The organism is Paenibacillus sp. 1182 (genome assembly GCF_017833915.1).
GTDB classification, from domain to species: domain Bacteria; phylum Bacillota; class Bacilli; order Paenibacillales; family Paenibacillaceae; genus Paenibacillus; species Paenibacillus polymyxa_D.
Map to the genome: position 1 here is coordinate 139,299 of NZ_JAFICR010000005.1, position 15,253 is coordinate 154,551.

16 protein-coding genes are annotated in these 15,253 nt (G+C 44.3%); 11 read left to right on the top strand and 5 right to left on the bottom strand.

The genetic code is table 11. The features are described 5' to 3' along the window. Nucleotides 1-306: 306 nt before the first annotated feature. Complete coding sequence (locus tag JOD82_RS12070) at nucleotides 307-1,122, top strand: DUF2935 domain-containing protein (protein ID WP_039270320.1); 816 nt, start codon at nucleotides 307-309, stop codon at nucleotides 1,120-1,122. Between the two features lie 134 nt (nucleotides 1,123-1,256). Here JOD82_RS12070 and JOD82_RS12075 read toward each other — a convergent pair whose 3' ends face one another. The 3 genes from JOD82_RS12075 to JOD82_RS12085 form a co-directional block, all read right to left on the bottom strand. Next, nucleotides 1,257-2,156, bottom strand: coding sequence for an alpha/beta hydrolase family protein (locus JOD82_RS12075; protein ID WP_069010794.1), 900 nt, complete (start codon nucleotides 2,154-2,156; stop codon nucleotides 1,257-1,259). Nucleotides 2,157-2,303: 147 nt separating this feature from the next. Beyond that, nucleotides 2,304-2,669 (bottom strand): cupin domain-containing protein, encoded by a 366-nt coding sequence (locus JOD82_RS12080; RefSeq protein ID WP_039270324.1) that lies wholly within the window; start codon nucleotides 2,667-2,669, stop codon nucleotides 2,304-2,306. Nucleotides 2,670-2,686: 17 nt separating this feature from the next. Then, entirely contained in the window at nucleotides 2,687-3,229 is a 543-nt protein-coding gene (locus JOD82_RS12085) for a GNAT family N-acetyltransferase (RefSeq protein WP_069010795.1), read from the bottom strand. Nucleotides 3,230-3,405: 176 nt separating this feature from the next. Between JOD82_RS12085 and JOD82_RS12090 the strand changes: the two genes are divergently transcribed. Continuing rightward, a complete protein-coding gene (locus JOD82_RS12090) occupies nucleotides 3,406-4,053 on the top strand; it encodes an aminoglycoside 6-adenylyltransferase (RefSeq protein WP_069010796.1) in 648 nt (215 codons plus the stop codon). Beyond that, complete coding sequence (locus tag JOD82_RS12095; protein WP_069010797.1) at nucleotides 4,037-4,630, top strand: dienelactone hydrolase family protein; 594 nt, start codon at nucleotides 4,037-4,039, stop codon at nucleotides 4,628-4,630. The genes JOD82_RS12090 and JOD82_RS12095 overlap by 17 nt, the downstream gene beginning before the upstream one ends. A 322-nt stretch (nucleotides 4,631-4,952) precedes the next feature. Here JOD82_RS12095 and JOD82_RS12100 read toward each other — a convergent pair whose 3' ends face one another. Next, nucleotides 4,953-5,642, bottom strand: coding sequence for an ArsR/SmtB family transcription factor (locus JOD82_RS12100; protein ID WP_029516008.1), 690 nt, complete (start codon nucleotides 5,640-5,642; stop codon nucleotides 4,953-4,955). Between the two features lie 98 nt (nucleotides 5,643-5,740). Here JOD82_RS12100 and JOD82_RS12105 point away from each other — a divergent pair, with 98 nt between their 5' ends. The 3 genes from JOD82_RS12105 (at nucleotide 5,741) to JOD82_RS12115 (ending at nucleotide 9,680) form a co-directional block, all read left to right on the top strand. Next, nucleotides 5,741-6,379, top strand: coding sequence for a flavin reductase family protein (locus JOD82_RS12105; protein WP_049816915.1), 639 nt, complete (start codon nucleotides 5,741-5,743; stop codon nucleotides 6,377-6,379). Between the two features lie 153 nt (nucleotides 6,380-6,532). Then, complete coding sequence (locus JOD82_RS12110; RefSeq protein WP_039270330.1) at nucleotides 6,533-7,825, top strand: homocysteine synthase; 1,293 nt, start codon at nucleotides 6,533-6,535, stop codon at nucleotides 7,823-7,825. Between the two features lie 190 nt (nucleotides 7,826-8,015). Further along, a complete protein-coding gene (locus tag JOD82_RS12115) occupies nucleotides 8,016-9,680 on the top strand; it encodes a CoA-disulfide reductase (RefSeq protein WP_069010798.1) in 1,665 nt (554 codons plus the stop codon). Here the strand turns inward: JOD82_RS12115 and JOD82_RS12120 are convergent. Then, on the bottom strand, nucleotides 9,665-10,033 hold the full coding sequence (locus JOD82_RS12120) for a VOC family protein (protein WP_069010799.1): 369 nt from the start codon (nucleotides 10,031-10,033) through the stop codon (nucleotides 9,665-9,667). The genes JOD82_RS12115 and JOD82_RS12120 overlap by 16 nt on opposite strands. A 164-nt stretch (nucleotides 10,034-10,197) precedes the next feature. Between JOD82_RS12120 and JOD82_RS12125 the strand changes: the two genes are divergently transcribed. From JOD82_RS12125 to JOD82_RS12140, 5 genes are all read left to right on the top strand, one after another. Then, nucleotides 10,198-10,503 carry a hypothetical protein gene (locus tag JOD82_RS12125; RefSeq protein ID WP_238794843.1) on the top strand — a complete coding sequence of 102 codons (306 nt, stop codon included), beginning with the start codon at nucleotides 10,198-10,200 and terminating at the stop codon, nucleotides 10,501-10,503. 340 nt (nucleotides 10,504-10,843) lie between these two features. Next, nucleotides 10,844-10,966 carry a hypothetical protein gene (locus tag JOD82_RS29500; protein WP_256026045.1) on the top strand — a complete coding sequence of 41 codons (123 nt, stop codon included), beginning with the start codon at nucleotides 10,844-10,846 and terminating at the stop codon, nucleotides 10,964-10,966. Nucleotides 10,967-11,064: 98 nt separating this feature from the next. Continuing rightward, a complete protein-coding gene (locus JOD82_RS12130; RefSeq protein WP_029516002.1) occupies nucleotides 11,065-11,373 on the top strand; it encodes a hypothetical protein in 309 nt (102 codons plus the stop codon). 729 nt (nucleotides 11,374-12,102) lie between these two features. Further along, entirely contained in the window at nucleotides 12,103-13,605 is a 1,503-nt protein-coding gene (locus JOD82_RS12135) for an HD-GYP domain-containing protein (RefSeq protein WP_069010801.1), read from the top strand. A gap of 175 nt (nucleotides 13,606-13,780) precedes the next feature. Next, a complete protein-coding gene (locus JOD82_RS12140) occupies nucleotides 13,781-15,226 on the top strand; it encodes an ATP-binding protein (RefSeq protein WP_069010802.1) in 1,446 nt (481 codons plus the stop codon). Nucleotides 15,227-15,253 lie beyond the last annotated feature (27 nt).

The following is a 15,253-nucleotide window of genomic DNA, read 5'->3' on the forward strand; positions in this document are numbered from 1 at the left end:
TCCAAACATTAAATGATATAAATTCAAATATGAGTATTATTATGGAATTTAATTTGTTTCAGGGGAACCTAGGTCGTCGAAAGTATGAAAAGGAGAAAACTCTAAAAGATCTAATAACTTTGACGGTCATTAGCCAGTATGAAGAAATATTTCAGGTACATAAATAAGGCAACAGAGTTACGAGTCACAATAGCTCAACTTCAAAATTAGATTTGTATGAGATTTGGAACTTCATCATTCATAATGACCTGGCATATCCCATATGACTAAGTAAGTGCTTTTTGCTCACATAGAGGAGGGATATGATTGGATGCATTCGTAGCGCGCTCATTAGATGAAATACGATTTTGGTCGAGGATTATGAAGGAGCATTCCTTTTTTCTGGGGTTAGGTTTTAGAGCGGAAGATACTCAACTTAAAACAGAAGCCAATCAGTTTTACGCTATTTTCGAGGATATCGAGAAAAGGTCGCATGAATTTAATAACAAGACAGATCCTTATACAATCAAAGAGTTTAATACGGAAGTTCAGAATGCGGCGACGAATATTTGGGCATTTAAGAGGATGGTACTGGGCCTTATATTACAATGCAAGCTTCCTGGACAAACCAATTTTCCTTTACTGGTAGATCACGTAAGTCGGGAAGCAAATTATTTCAGAAACCGTTTAGGAGAACTGAATTCAGGAACACTTGAACCCTTACCTGATGCTATTATTGACGAAAATGTATTTTTCTTAAAAATCATGGCCGATCACGCAAAATTTATAGGCCATTTGCTTGATCCATCCGAACGTAAACTGGTTGAACAAGCTAGGGAGTTTAGTAATGATTTTGATATGCTAATGTTTCAAGCGATTGACCTAAGTCATATGCGACCACAGTCACAAACCGTTCCACTCCTGAGTCAATTTGTTGATGAGAACCGTGTCTCTGTGAAGTCCTTGCGTGATTTTAAGAAAACAGCGCGTGATTTAATCGACGAGTGCCGAATAAAAAGCATTATCCATCCTTTATTAGCCGATCATGTATTTCGTGAAGCTGAGAGGTTCCTTTTTATTCTCGATATGTTTGATCAATCCTTATCAGGTGTTAAGGTGAATAAGAGAGAAATCATGCACTGAGAGAGCCCAGCCAAAAGAACACAGTTTCTGTAAAATATCCAGTGGAAATAAAGCTTTAGACTGAACAAAAAATCAAACAGCGGCGGACCAAGACTTGAAAGATAAAGTCTTAGACAGCCGCTGTTGTCATCCAACTAACGTGTATGAGCATATAGAAAATCCAATATGTCAGCATTAAGTCCCCTATGGAAATGTTCGCGATCAAAGCCGGGAGGGTCTTGCGATGGGAGAAAGGCTGGAGTCCTCATCGATTTCGGGAAAGGACTCAGAAAGGAGAAATGTCCGGCGTTTTTTACTGTTTTGTATTGTACCTTCTTAGGGTCCAGCACGCCATCCAATATTATACGCGCGTGTAAAGAAGGAGTGTACTGATCCTTCTCTGCATCCATCATTAAGATAGGTAGATTAACCGTACGCAAGCTATCTTCAGCTCGAAACCAGACCGACGCTGGCGCTAGTAAAACGAGGCATTTTACTCGGTAATCTGGTGTAACCTCTATAAGCTGGGGCTTTCCGTCCGAGGTCTCGTGAGGAAAAGAAGTCGGCACGCCACCTGCCGCTGCTAATACCGTATAACCACCCATGGAATGTCCAATGAGCGACACAGCATTCTGTATCAAATTGTCCTTGAACAGCATACTATCGAAAAACCAATCGGTGGCCATATTAAGATGTCTAGGTCTATAGATAAGATTCTGGGCAGTCCCTTCCAGACTATTATCATTTCGATTGTTAAATGGATGCTCTGGAATGCCGACAATAAAACCATTACGTGCTAAATACTGCGCCAAAATCCGATACACAAGCGGTGTACTGCCAGTACCGTGAGAGATGATAACCAAAGGGAACCTTCCTTCCGATGGCCCTGCCTCTCTCGCCAACTCTAACTGGTATGGACCCAATCGCTCTATTTGTTCGGGTTCGTCCGTTGGATACATTACCATCATGGGAAATGTAATGCCTAGAGAGGAATCCTTTATTTCTACTTCTCGCCATCCTGCATAACTATTCTTAAATTCTGCGTTTCTTATCATCCACTATACTCTTCCTTTCTCGAAATTTTTGTTTAACTATCCCCCCTGCCCGTTGCTTAGTGCAATAATAGACAGCTACGGAGTGCATACGCCCCATCTCCGATCAGCTTCAATTTTTCTTGTTCACTTCTAATTATTGCTATATATTCAAATCCAAGTATCATTGGCTGCCGTTAATTCTGACTCTGCTCCTCCAGTATTTACCACTCCCCTCGGCTCTACTAGCATGATATGGCACTCCTCATGGGCGAAAGGTTTATGTTCGACCCCCTTAGGTACAATAAACATCTCTCCCTGAGAAACTTGTACCCGTCCATCTCTAAAATCAATGAACATCTCACCTTCAAGTACAATAAAGACCTCGTCGGTATCCTGATGATCATGCCATACAAAATCCCCAACTATTTTCACCAATTTAAATTGATAGTCATTCATTTCACCAATAACTTTCGGAGACCAATGATCACTAAACTTAGATAACTTTTCATTCAGTTTGATGGATTGATACTTCATAATAACCTCCTTTTAAACTAGATATCCTCTGACGGATTTATAATCGCCAAAACCTGGTGATCCTCCCATTTTCCGTTGATCTTTACGTTGCTTCGAGAGATGCCTTCTTTGTGAAAGCCAGCCTTCTCAAGCACACGTATGGATCCTGGATTCTGGGGAGAGGCTTCCCCGAAGATCCGGTGAAACTTTAGCTTATCGAAAGCATAGCGAACCACCTGCTTCACCGCCTCCGTCATATAGCCCTTGCCGTTATATGCTTGATCTAGGCTGTATCCGATCATACAGCTCTGAAGCGGTCCTCTCACCACAAAAGATAGGCTTATGCTGCCTATAATCCGGTCGTCCTCCTTGTGGCATACCACGAAGGAATATTTCCGGTCTTCCATCATGTCGGCCTTGCTTTTAATAATCGTCTGGAGCTGGTGCTCCTCCGTATAGTACTTCTCTTGGCTGTTTGGCGAAAACTTCTCAAAGAATTCTCGATTGCGCTTGTACATTGCTGCCAACTCTGCGGCGTCCGTCTCCTCAGAGAACCGGATGTATACTCGCTGCTCCGACATCTGCACCATCCTTCCAAACTGTAATATTGAAAGAATTATATCACAGGATGAAGATTGGGAAATTGATTTGATGAATGGTGTATATCAGGCAGCATTCCTTTGAATGTTAACTAAAAATATATACCGTAATTATTGGATTGGATATAATGTTTTCTAAAAAAGGAGGATATATTGTAATGAATAATGCTTACGAAGTGCTTGAGGAGCGTATATCCGAATGGGGAATCTCTAATAAGGAAATTATTGCGGTTTATATCGTTGGGTCCCGGGCAAGAGAGGACAAGCCTTTTGATGAGTTTTCTGACTTGGATGTAGTCGTCTTTTCAACGAATCCAGATTACTATCTTCAAAATGATCAATGGTTACTAAACATCGGCAAAGTTTGGACCAGCTTTATGTTTCGAACGGCAAAAGGGGATCCGGAAAAACTCGTTCTCTTTGACCAAGGGGCTGAGGTTGATTTTCTATTCCGTCATATTTCTGATCTGGATCATATAATCAAAAATGGGCGTATTCCTGAAGGGTTTCAGCGGGGGGTTAGGATGCTGTTCGATAAGATGGGAAATGGAAACCAAATCATCCCTCAAACCACTACGATCCCGGGTACTCCTCCGATATCTGAAGGTGCTTATCTACAGGTTGTTAATATGTATTGCTTCGCCTCTCTATATGTGGCTAAACAAATTTTGCGTAATGATCTGTGGGTAGCTAAGCAAAGAGATATGGACTGTAAACAATTATTGCTGCAAAAATACGCGTATCCGGATGAATTATTTTCCCATATTCAAAACTGGTTAGGGGGACAATATGATAAGCATAGATAAAAAGTCGAGCACCCTAATTGTTGTACTGCATGAGATTTATGGGATTAACAAGCATATACAAAATTTTTGTAGCCTATTATCAGATCAGGGTTATGATGTCATTTGTCCAAATTTACTAGGCAAAGAAACGCCTTATGACTATTCGCAAGAGGAAAGTGCCTATACCAATTTTATAAAAAATATAGGATTTGAACGCTCTTTCTATCATATCGAAAGTTTATTATTAAGTATTCGAGCTCGCTATAAAAAGGTATTTATCGTCGGCTTTAGCATAGGGGCAACGGTTGCCTGGCTGTGTAGTAAAGAAAAGTATGTTGATGGAATTGTAGGATACTATGGCTCTCGTATTAGGAATTATTTAGAAATAACTCCACATTGTCCAACACTGCTTTTTTTCCCACAGGAAGAACCATCATTTAATGTGGATGAGCTCATTTCAATTTTAGATAACCGTAATATCCGGGTACATAAATTCAGCGGACAGCACGGATTCAGTGATCCGTACTCTCCCCGATATAACGTACATTCGGCTCAGCAATCATTTAACGAAACGGTAGAGTTCTTCAAGAGAGGTTGATCAATGAACAGCTTCATCCAGCCCACACCTGTTTCATTACTCTGGGGAAACGCACAGTCTTGATATGCGGATTAGTCATATGTATACACATCATTGACTATGAAAAGGAGACGTATGTGGCTGTGGCTACCTTTTTTTCATAATACCATTCAACCTTCTCCGGCAGATGGGGCAAAAGCGGCGGATCAGAGCGGGAAAGCTTCTTAATTTATCCTGCTTACTACGACAGGAGTTAACTTTCAGGACTCCGCCATTGCTATTGCCCAATTCAAACAGTCTGCTTGATTTGAGGTAATGCGAAAAATAAAAGGGCTCTGATGATCTAGTCGACCTCTATCGAAAATATCTCTTTAAAACCTCTTTTACCCTCGGCTGTAATACGTATCGCTCGGGTTGTAGGCAGACGCTCGATCCAATGTAATTCGAATAATCTGTCCAGAATAGCACTTCCTAAAGCACCGGCAAGGTGATGGCGTCGTTCACTCCAATCCAGGCATTTATGTGAGAAGGAGCGGCGCTTTTGTCTTGTTTTTGTAAGGTCAATCTGAAAGTCAGTGAAGAAAGTCTCTCCTTGGTCCGTAATATGAAGCCCGTCCTGATCCTCGGAAAGAATCCCCTTTTGCATGAAAAAATTCATGAGCTGTACGCCTAATTGACCCGCAACATGATCGTAGCAAGTTCTTGCCAACCGTATGGCCTCGTTTTCGGAGGCTTGTTTGAATGACTTGATTGGAACAGGTGGAGCTATGGATAAAAATGACTCCATCACCCGGGCAACTTCGGGGTCTTGAATGCCATAGTAACGGTGACGCCCTTGTTTTTCCACAGTAACGACGTGTGCCTCGGTCATTTTAGCCAGATGGAAGCTGGCCGTTTGCGGTTTGATGCCTGCCATATGGGCCAATTCACTTGCCGTGTGGAACCTGCCGTCTAATAAAGCGGTGAGTATAGCTGCACGAGAAGGCTCGCTAACAAGAGAAGCAATCATAGCTACATTTGACTTGGTGCTCATGGCACGGTTATCCCCCTTTGTAATCCATACTTCGATGAAGGTTGAAATATTTATATTTTACAATAGGGAGGCAGATCTGAATAGAAGGAGAAGAGATAATGAACCCAATAAATCAGATGAATGGAATGAATCATAGCCCAGACGTTAAAACGATTAACCCTAGCATTTTATATTACGGAACCCCTGTGATTTTACTCAATACGGTGAATGAGGATGGAACGACCAATATTAGCCCGATTTCCTCCTCGTGGGCATTAGGAGATTGTGTGGTACTAGGCATTGGAACAGGTGGCAAAGCATTAGAAAATATGGAGCGGCATCCCGAATGTGTAATCAATGTTCCGGGACCTTCCATGTGGGAAAATGTAGAACGTTTGGCTCCTTATACAGGTAAGAATCCTGTTCCAGCGGAAAAAAAGGGACATGGATTTATGTACCATAAAGATAAGTATGAGATCAGCGGACTCACTTCGATTGAGTCGAATAGGGTCAAGCCTGCCCGAATTAGGGAGTGCCCTATTCAAATTGAAGCCAAGGTGAGGGATGTAAGAATTCCTGACCATTCTCCTTATTTTGCTATCGTCGAAACTCAAGCCATACAGGTGCATGTTCATCAGGATATCATCCTCGGCGAGAACCATATTGATCCGACAAAGTGGAGTCCGCTCATCTATAATTTCCGCCATTATTTTGGTCTGGGTGAGCATTTGGGCAAAACCTTTCGATCCGAAACCTGATGCTTTAAATAAAATGATAATATCCTACCTGAATAATGAGAATTTTCTTCCCAAATCGTTCTTTTTGTGCGAGAATAATTGAAAAATCATCCATGACTACGCATACAGGAAGAGACGATTCATACAGCACGTATAACAAGGGAGGAAATAATCATGTCAGAAGAACGCAAGCTGTCATTCGAAACTCTCGCTGTCCATGCCGGACAAGAGATTGATCCTACTACCTTTTCCCGCGCCGTTCCGTTGTACCAAACCACTTCATATGGATTTCGGGATGCCGAGCATGCGGCTGATTTGTTCTCGCTGAAAGAATTCGGCAACATTTATACGCGTCTGATGAATCCGACCACGGATGTGTTCGAGCAACGGATTGCAGCACTGGAAGGCGGGGCTGGCGCGTTGGCCACAGCTTCGGGAATGGCGGCGATTTCCTTCTCCATTCTGAACATTGCGGGAGCTGGAGATGAAATTGTATCAGCCTCCAGCCTGTATGGCGGTACATATAATCTGTTTTCTACCACACTGCCCAAGTTGGGTATTAAGGTGCATTTTGTCGATTCGGATGATCCAGAGAATTTCCGCCATGCCATTACGGATAAAACGAAGGCCATCTTTGCCGAAACGATTGGCAATCCACAGGGCAATGTGCTGGATGTGGAAGCAGTAGCGGCGATTGCGCACGAATATGGTATTCCGCTGATTGTGGATAACACGTTCCCAAGTCCTTACTTATTGCGTCCTATTGAATACGGAGCGGACATTGTCGTGCATTCGGCAACGAAGTTTATTGGCGGACACGGTACGTCTATTGGTGGGGTGATCGTGGACAGCGGCAAGTTTGACTGGAAAGCGAGTGGTCGTTTCCCGGGGCTGACTGAGCCGGACCCGAGCTACCACGGAGTTGTTTACACCGAGGCGGTGGGACCTATCGCATATATTATCAAGGCACGGGTGCAATTGCTACGGGACTTGGGAGCTGCCATTTCTCCGTTCAATTCATGGCTGCTGCTTCAAGGCTTGGAGACACTTCATCTGCGGCTGGAAAGACATAGTCAAAATGCCTTGAAGGTAGCGCAATATCTCGAAGGCCACAAGGATGTGGAGTGGGTCAGCTACACCGGGTTGCCGAGCCACCCGTCCTACGCATTAGCTCAAAAGTATTTGCCGAAAGGACAAGGAGCAATCCTGACCTTTGGTATTAAAGGTGGAAGCCAGGCGGGAAGCAAGCTAATTGCGAATGTAAAGCTATTTTCTCATTTGGCGAATGTAGGTGATTCCAAGTCTTTGATTATTCATCCGGCAAGCACAACGCACCAGCAGTTGAATGAGGAAGAACAGGTTGCTGCCGGAGTCAAACCGGAGCTGTTACGCCTATCTGTCGGGACAGAAGCAATAGACGATATATTGTATGATCTGGAGCAGGCGATCGCGGCCAGCCAGCAGTAGTAGCAGTAGACTCTTCTTAGACTAAGTGTGACAGAGCATTCGTGTAGCATCGCAAGTGATTTTTCGACCCAGATCGGTATTCGTTCAGGGTTGATCAGGCGGGGGGCAACCTCCGTCTTTTTTTGCGTGTTGACAACATACCCCCATAGGTATATATTATACCCCATAGGGTATATAAGGAGGGGAAGAAGTGGGTAGAAAAATAGTTATTATTGGCGGGGTAGCAGGTGGAGCTTCTGCTGCTGCGAGATTGCGTAGATGGAATGAGGAAGACGAGATTACTCTGTTTGAACGCGGAGAGCATGTTTCTTTTGCGAACTGTGGCCTTCCCTACTATATTGGCGGGACAATCCATGCGCGGGAGAAGCTGTTTCTCCAGACACCTCAAGGGATAAGAGACCGTTTTAATATAGATGTAAGGGTACTGAAAGAAGTGATACAAATAGACCGCGAGCAGAAGCTCGTCCATTTCCGCGATATGGTTACAGGGGAAACAGATGAGCAGCCATACGATATTGTAGTATTGTCGCCGGGAGCCAAACCGATGATACCGGACATTCCCGGATTACATGAAGCTGTGAATGTATTTACATTAAGAAACATTCATGACACGGACGTCATTAAAGCATATGTAGATGAAGGACATCCCCAGCATGTCACGGTGATCGGGGCCGGATTTATTGGGCTGGAGATGGCCGAGAATTTGCGGGAGCGTGGACTTGCAGTAACTATTATTGATATGGGACAACAATTATTGAATCCGCTGGACCCTGAAATGGCCAAATGGGTAGAACAGCATATGAGACTGAACGGGGTGGAGGTGCGTTTAGAGGAAGGAGTCACGGCTTTTGAAGAGCAGGGTGCACAACTTCGTTTGACCTCCGGGGGTGTACTTCAGACGGACATGGTTATTCTGGCGATCGGTGTTGTTCCTGAAAATGAGTTGGCCAAGCAAAGCGGATTGGAACTTGGTTTTCGCGGCGCCATCCTGGTCAACGCCCAACTGCAAACCAGCGATCCGGCCATTTATGCGGTGGGGGATGCCATCCAGGTCAAGGACCGCAATCATGGGTTTGCAACGATGGTATCGCTAGCTTGGGGAGCCAATCGTCAGGGGCGCTTGGCAGCAGATCATATTAACGGTCAGACAATTTCTTATGATGGGGCGCTCGGAACATCCGTCATTAAGACCTTTGCATTGACTTCAGCATCTACAGGTAATAATGAAAAAACATTACAGCGGCTGGGTGTTCCTTATCAGGCTGTTCATATTCATCCCGGTTCGCATGCTGGTTATTATCCTGGCGCATCACCCATCGCTATGAAGCTGCTCTTTAATCCCGAGAATGGGATGATCTATGGGGCGCAGGCTGTTGGAGCTGATGGAGCAGACAAAAGAATTGATGTCATTGCGACGGCTATTCGTGGTCATTTGAACGTCCGAGAACTGGCTGATATTGAACTTGCTTACGCACCTCCCTATTCTTCAGCAAAAGACCCTGTGAATATGGCGGGCTACGTGGCTTCGAATATCATGGATGGGCTGGTCCAAACGATACAGTGGCATGAAGTTGATGATTTTCACCGAAAGGGTGGTCTTATTATTGATGTTAGGGATGCAGTGGAGCTACAGGCAGGAGCCATTCCAGGTTCGATTCATATTCCTCTGGCCGAGATTAGAGAGCGGATGGCGGAAATCCCTAGTGATCTGGAGATCGCGGTATCCTGCCAAGTTGGTCTGCGAGGCTATATTGCGGCCCGAATTTTGATCCAATACGGTTATCGGGTGAGGAACGTTGATGGTGGCTATAAGACGTATTCGGTTATGGCTGAACGTGATCATCTCTTAAAATAGTTCATCACCCATCCAATCTGGTTGAGGTGATCTGTTACTTCGCAGTGCAGCGCACCAAAGAAAGTATCTTGTAGCTCCACGGTAACGGTACCTTTTTCTGCTAGTGCGTGGTAAGCCTGCTTAAGCTCGTCCTCACTTTCACAGTCGAGAATGATTTGTACATGCTGTGCTTTCAGCGGCTTACCGTAGGAATCCGAAAAATGGATATGACTGCTACCCAGGTGAAGTTCAGCGTGCAAGAGTCTGCCTTCCTGCTTGTTTAGCACTTTGATTTTTCCGCCTAAAACCGATTGGTAATAGTCAATTGACTGCTGCACGTCGTTTACAATGACAAAAGGGCTTGCACTTCTCATGGAATCATTTCCTTTCCTGTCTTTAATGTAGGATTGCTACTGTACATTATTTACGTTATTCGCAGAGTTTACCCCTTTTCTGATCAAATTATGGCTTGGTTCACTGTGTGACGTCTGTTACAATAGAAGAGGCATATACGAATGGATAGAAAAGAGGTTGAACAGTGGGCACTTCAGTGATTTGGGAAGCAGTTATATATTGGGTAATCTTGGTGATTTCCGCTCTGTGCGTGATCGCAGTATCTGGTAGTCGGAAGACGGCAAGCACGATTATTTTGGCGCCCGTTGTTTTATTCTGTACCATATTTATGATGCAGGGCTCGGTGTTTACTGCCATGCAGCACCCGACGATGGGGTCTAATGTGGGTTTGGGTATGGCATTTCTGACAACATGGGTAGTCAGCGGAATATTGTTTGCTGTTGCGCTTGTAATTGCTTTTATTAAATATAGCAAGAAGAACAAGGCGTAATTTAGCCCTAACCTCATATGAATAAAGGCTTTCGGTGATGTGCCGAAAGCCCTTTTTGTATTCCTTTTTAACCATGCAGGATGTCTCCGCTTATCTGCGTCTTCTCATAAGCAACACAACGATCAGCACGACGATGATCACGATCAATAGGAATTTCATATTCGATAACCTCCTTGGTCTGTCTCATATTTGGTATTAACCATTTTTAGTTAGTATGCACCGATGGATCTCAAGCAAGTATCTATTGTCGAGTTCTTGGGGAAATTTAGAATGTGGGATCAAAAAGAGGTTTACAGGCTTAGCTGGAAAGTGTATACATAAAGTAAGGGAGGCGATTGCCATGAGTGATCGTGCATTTCATTTGTTCTATATTATTTTCTTAACGGTTCTGGCACTTGGAAGTGTTGGTGGAGTCGCTTGGTGGCTGCGCTCTGTCGGTCGTCAAGAGAAGGAAAAAAACTGAATTCAACATGGGAATACAAGCCCAGTGCATCTTCCAGTAGGAGGGTGCATTTTTATGTGTTATAATGGGAACATATGTTCTTTGTAGGAGGGAAGACGATGTTGCCAGATTTGGAACGAAAGCTGCTACGTATTTTGTATAATTATTTCGCCCAGCATCGCCACATGCCTACAATGGCGGAATTGACCGTAAAAACGGGCAAGCGAGACGCTGAAATTACAGTCGCCTTGCGACATATGGAACAGGAGCGCTACATCACTTGGGAAAACAATTCGGGTACCCAACATGTTGTTTTACTGGAAGGATGGGAGCGTCCCTCGACCCAAAGGCGCACTCAAGCCGAAACAAGACGTTCCACTACGCAAACGATGCCGACCGATGGTACAGAATATTGGACGAATTATTAGAAGGTATATAAAACTGGAGAATTAATGAGTTTTTAAGGTGCATATCATTTAGTTTTAAGAAAGCGAGACTATAATGACCCTATTAACCCCTTTTTGATCAAGCTATAGGCCCTGTCGATGTATCGACGGGGTCATTTTTTTGTTCATGATACGGTTTCCGTAAAATGAAAAATCCCCCGGGGATCATCCGGAGGATGGGTGCAGTTTGCATGTACTGCACAGCTTGCCCAAACTTCATCGTTTGATGGCATAATATATATTCAACCCCTGCTACCTTGCAATATATGGTCAGCATGTTCATAAGGGGCAGTGTGATTCCACTGTTCATTTTCCAAACGACAAAAGCCCTACCTCTCTTTCGTCCTTGCGGCTCCGATGACCGCGCCAGTGTGAATGTGAAAATCTTCGGCAAAAGCTCAAAATTCTACATTAGGGTTATACATAAAATTTGGAGAAGCTCCATACGGTGATTAGGAGTAATAGCTTGTTGCGTGGAATCTTATGGGGTTAATACATACTTTAATAGTATAGCAGGAATATATCTAAAACACAAGGTGTGTTTGGTTTCTTAATTAAGAATAGTATGATTTCCCATCTATAAATTGCAGACTAAAAGTCGTCTTCGTATTGTAAAATGCTCAAGCAAGAAGGTAAACTTTTGATGGTTGGACTCCGATATTGAATACACAAGATATTTTAGAGTGTACGGATGAAAAGAGGGGTAGCAATTTGCCGACCTATAAGCGCTTTATTCAGCATGTTATCCTGAACTATATTATAGGTTCGTTTATCACTGTATTGTTGGTAGGTATGATTTTTGTATTTTCCACGTTAAATGTAGCCCACTATGAAATTTGGGGTCTTGTTAAAATTATTGCATTTTCCAGCGTCATTATGATTGCTTGTGAAACCATAGTGTTTCGAATCCATTTGAGACCAGTTCATCGTTTTTTTCTAGGTAACCAGGAAACACTCAAGGATGTAGAAGCGGTGTATATCCGGGTTCATCATCTGCCTAATTTGTCAGTTTTACGTATTGTAGGACCGCATTTGTTAGGCTTCTCTATCCCGGCAACCGTCATTGCGTTATGGATGATACATACTGGACAACTTACTTTTCCCTTTTATTATGTAGGAATCGCCTGTATAGGAGCTTGTCTGGTTGCTTCCATGCACGCACTGGTTGAATTTTTCCTGACCATGAGAGCAATCAAACCACTGCTGGAGGAAATTCGGGATCGAACCTACCAGCAATATGGATTGAGCCTGTCCCTGCGAGGACGAGTCCTGCTATCGCTTCGGCATAAATTTCAGTTAAGTGCGACGCTCATTGGTGCTTTTCCTTTATTTTTATTTTGTTTAGCTACACAGATTCGCTTGGAACGTTTGGAGGCGGCGAATTCTAGTTCCTATTGGGCATGGGCGGGTGCGATTTTAATCTTTGGTGTAGCCTTTGCTTATCTGGGAGGCAGGTTGCTGACCCGTGAGATCGAACAGCCGATCCACCACCTGCTGGAAAAAATGAATGAAGTGAAGGAAGGCCGCCTGAACAGTAATGCCAGCGATTTGTATTCGGACGAATTTGCGGAGCTGGTCGAAGGATTTAACATGATGATTGAGGGCCTAAAGGAACGGGAAGAAAAGAACGGTCAGCTATTGGACAGTTACTTCGCCACCTTGGCGGCAGCACTGGATGCACGAGATGCCTATACCGCAGGACATTCTTTGCGTGTAGCTGAATACTCTGTACTCATTGGGCGCAAGGGAGGTTTGAATGAGGCGGACATCGATTTGCTGCGCAAAACAGCCTTGCTGCATGATATCGGTAAAATCGGCGTGGCTGACGCTGTGCTACTCAAGGACGGCAAGCTGACGGACGAGGAGTTTGATCAGATTAAAATGCACCCGGTTATGGGGGAGAGCATTCTCCGGCAAGTTGAACCGGCTTATGCTATGGCCCCTTATTTGCCTGGCGTGCGCTCGCACCATGAACGTTATGATGGCAAAGGATATCCTGACCAGCTCGCTGGGGAAGATATCCCCTTATTTGGACGAATCATTGCTGTAGCGGATGCTTATGATGCAATGACGTCTAATCGCCCCTATCGGCAAGGTATGAAGGAAGAGAAGGCGGTTATGATATTGGAAGAGGGAAAGGGAACCCAATGGGATCCTTATTTTGCCGAATTATTTGTCAAGGAGTGGCGCCAGAACAAAGGCATCACAAGCTGACTCTATAGGTATCAGCACATTAGGGCGAGCCATTGAGGTTCGCTTTTTTATATAGGGAGGTAAGCATCTTTTGACATGTCGAAAGATGGGGCTTCATGTTATGATGTACAAGAAAGGCAGACGAGGTTAACATAGGCCTGGCATCCAATTTTTTGCGCTATGGGAGTGTGAGTCCATGCAATTTTCAATGATGTTTTTAATGAATTTAGGGATGCTGATTGCCGTTGCCTATGTGGCGAACGTGATTTATAAATATGGTTTGAGTCGTACCTCTTCGCGGTTCAAATATGTCAGCTCGGTGCTGCTAGTGATATTTGGCGGATGGGTCAGCTCTTGCTTTGGTTTTAACTTTAGTGAAACGGTTATTTTTGATCTGCGTTTTGTGCCGCTGATTATCGCGGCATTGGTGTATCCCCGCTCCTATACGCTTATTATTATTGGGGTCGCAATCGGACTTACGAGATTTACCTTTGGTCTGCATATGGCGGCGTGGGTCGGCTTTTTGAATATGAGTATCCTGGGCGTCCTGTGCGCCGGATTGAACTACTGGATGCGGCGTTCCACCTGGCGTCTGATTATTAAGGCATCGGTGACTATTTTAGCGGTTAATATCGTAAATACGTTAAATATTGCCTGCCTGGGCGTCATTCCCTGGCGCTATTATGTAGCGGAGGTTGTTCCTCTGACACTGCCAATTGGCATCGTCCTCAGTTTTCTATTTGCTCTGATTTTACGGGACTTTCAGATGGAGCAACAGCGGAATCATCAGATTAAGCAGGCGAATGAGTTGTTATCAGAGCAGCGAGATGAGTTGCAGAAGGCAAAGGTCATTCTAGAGGAACGTGCCAAGCAACTGATGATGGCTTCCCAATATAAATCGGATTTTATGGCAACGATGTCGCATGAGTTACGTACACCTCTTAATAGCATCATTAATCTGGCGCAGATTATCAACGAGCAGGGAAAGGAACTGGATGAAGACGAGTTATACCAGTACAGCGATCTCATCTATGCCTCGGGGCATGATTTGCTCCAACTGATCAACGACATTCTGGACTTGTCCAAGGTCGAGGCTGGACACATGGAAATCGTAAGTGAGCCGGTCAATGTGCGTGAGATTGCGCAGGTGATGATGATGCAGTTTGAAGTCACTGCGAAGGATAAAAACCTGGAATTCAGCTTAAAGGAGCATGAGCCTATACCGAATGAAATTCGGTCCGATTCCAAACGAGTACAGCAAATTTTGCGTAATCTGTTGTCCAATGCCTTTAAGTTCACTCATGAAGGACGTGTATTGCTAGAAATGAGTACACAGCATCTGGATCAAAAGGGGCAAGAGGGAGATTGGGTTGTATTTGCTGTAAAAGATACGGGCATCGGTATTTCCAAGCTTCAGCAACACGTTATTTTTGAGGCATTCCAGCAGGCGAACGGTTCCATTAATCGTAAATATGGAGGAACTGGGTTGGGATTGTCCATCAGCCGTGATTTTTCCCGCTTGTTGGGCGGGTTTATCCGTCTGGAGAGTGAGGAGGGCAATGGAAGTACATTTTCCCTGTACCTACCGATGTGTCCGTCCAAAAGCAAGGAGGCGGACGAACAACCCTTTAAATTAACCTAATCGCAATTGTAGGAGCAGGAGCGTTAT

What these genes read in the sequence shown, in the direction of transcription:
- JOD82_RS29500 (WP_256026045.1), top strand. Translation starts at nt 10,844, where the DNA reads ATGAGTGATCGTGCATTTCATTTGTTCTATATTATTTTCTTAACGGTT.
- JOD82_RS12120 (WP_069010799.1), bottom strand. Translation starts at nt 10,033, where the DNA reads ATGAGAAGTGCAAGCCCTTTTGTCATTGTAAACGACGTGCAGCAGTCA.
- JOD82_RS12080 (WP_039270324.1), bottom strand. Translation starts at nt 2,669, where the DNA reads ATGAAGTATCAATCCATCAAACTGAATGAAAAGTTATCTAAGTTTAGT.
- JOD82_RS12105 (WP_049816915.1), top strand. Translation starts at nt 5,741, where the DNA reads ATGAACCCAATAAATCAGATGAATGGAATGAATCATAGCCCAGACGTT.
- JOD82_RS12100 (WP_029516008.1), bottom strand. Translation starts at nt 5,642, where the DNA reads ATGAGCACCAAGTCAAATGTAGCTATGATTGCTTCTCTTGTTAGCGAG.
- JOD82_RS12130 (WP_029516002.1), top strand. Translation starts at nt 11,065, where the DNA reads ATGTTGCCAGATTTGGAACGAAAGCTGCTACGTATTTTGTATAATTAT.
- JOD82_RS12095 (WP_069010797.1), top strand. Translation starts at nt 4,037, where the DNA reads ATGATAAGCATAGATAAAAAGTCGAGCACCCTAATTGTTGTACTGCAT.
- JOD82_RS12090 (WP_069010796.1), top strand. Translation starts at nt 3,406, where the DNA reads ATGAATAATGCTTACGAAGTGCTTGAGGAGCGTATATCCGAATGGGGA.
- JOD82_RS12110 (WP_039270330.1), top strand. Translation starts at nt 6,533, where the DNA reads ATGTCAGAAGAACGCAAGCTGTCATTCGAAACTCTCGCTGTCCATGCC.
- JOD82_RS12085 (WP_069010795.1), bottom strand. Translation starts at nt 3,229, where the DNA reads ATGTCGGAGCAGCGAGTATACATCCGGTTCTCTGAGGAGACGGACGCC.
- JOD82_RS12140 (WP_069010802.1), top strand. Translation starts at nt 13,781, where the DNA reads ATGCAATTTTCAATGATGTTTTTAATGAATTTAGGGATGCTGATTGCC.
- JOD82_RS12075 (WP_069010794.1), bottom strand. Translation starts at nt 2,156, where the DNA reads ATGATAAGAAACGCAGAATTTAAGAATAGTTATGCAGGATGGCGAGAA.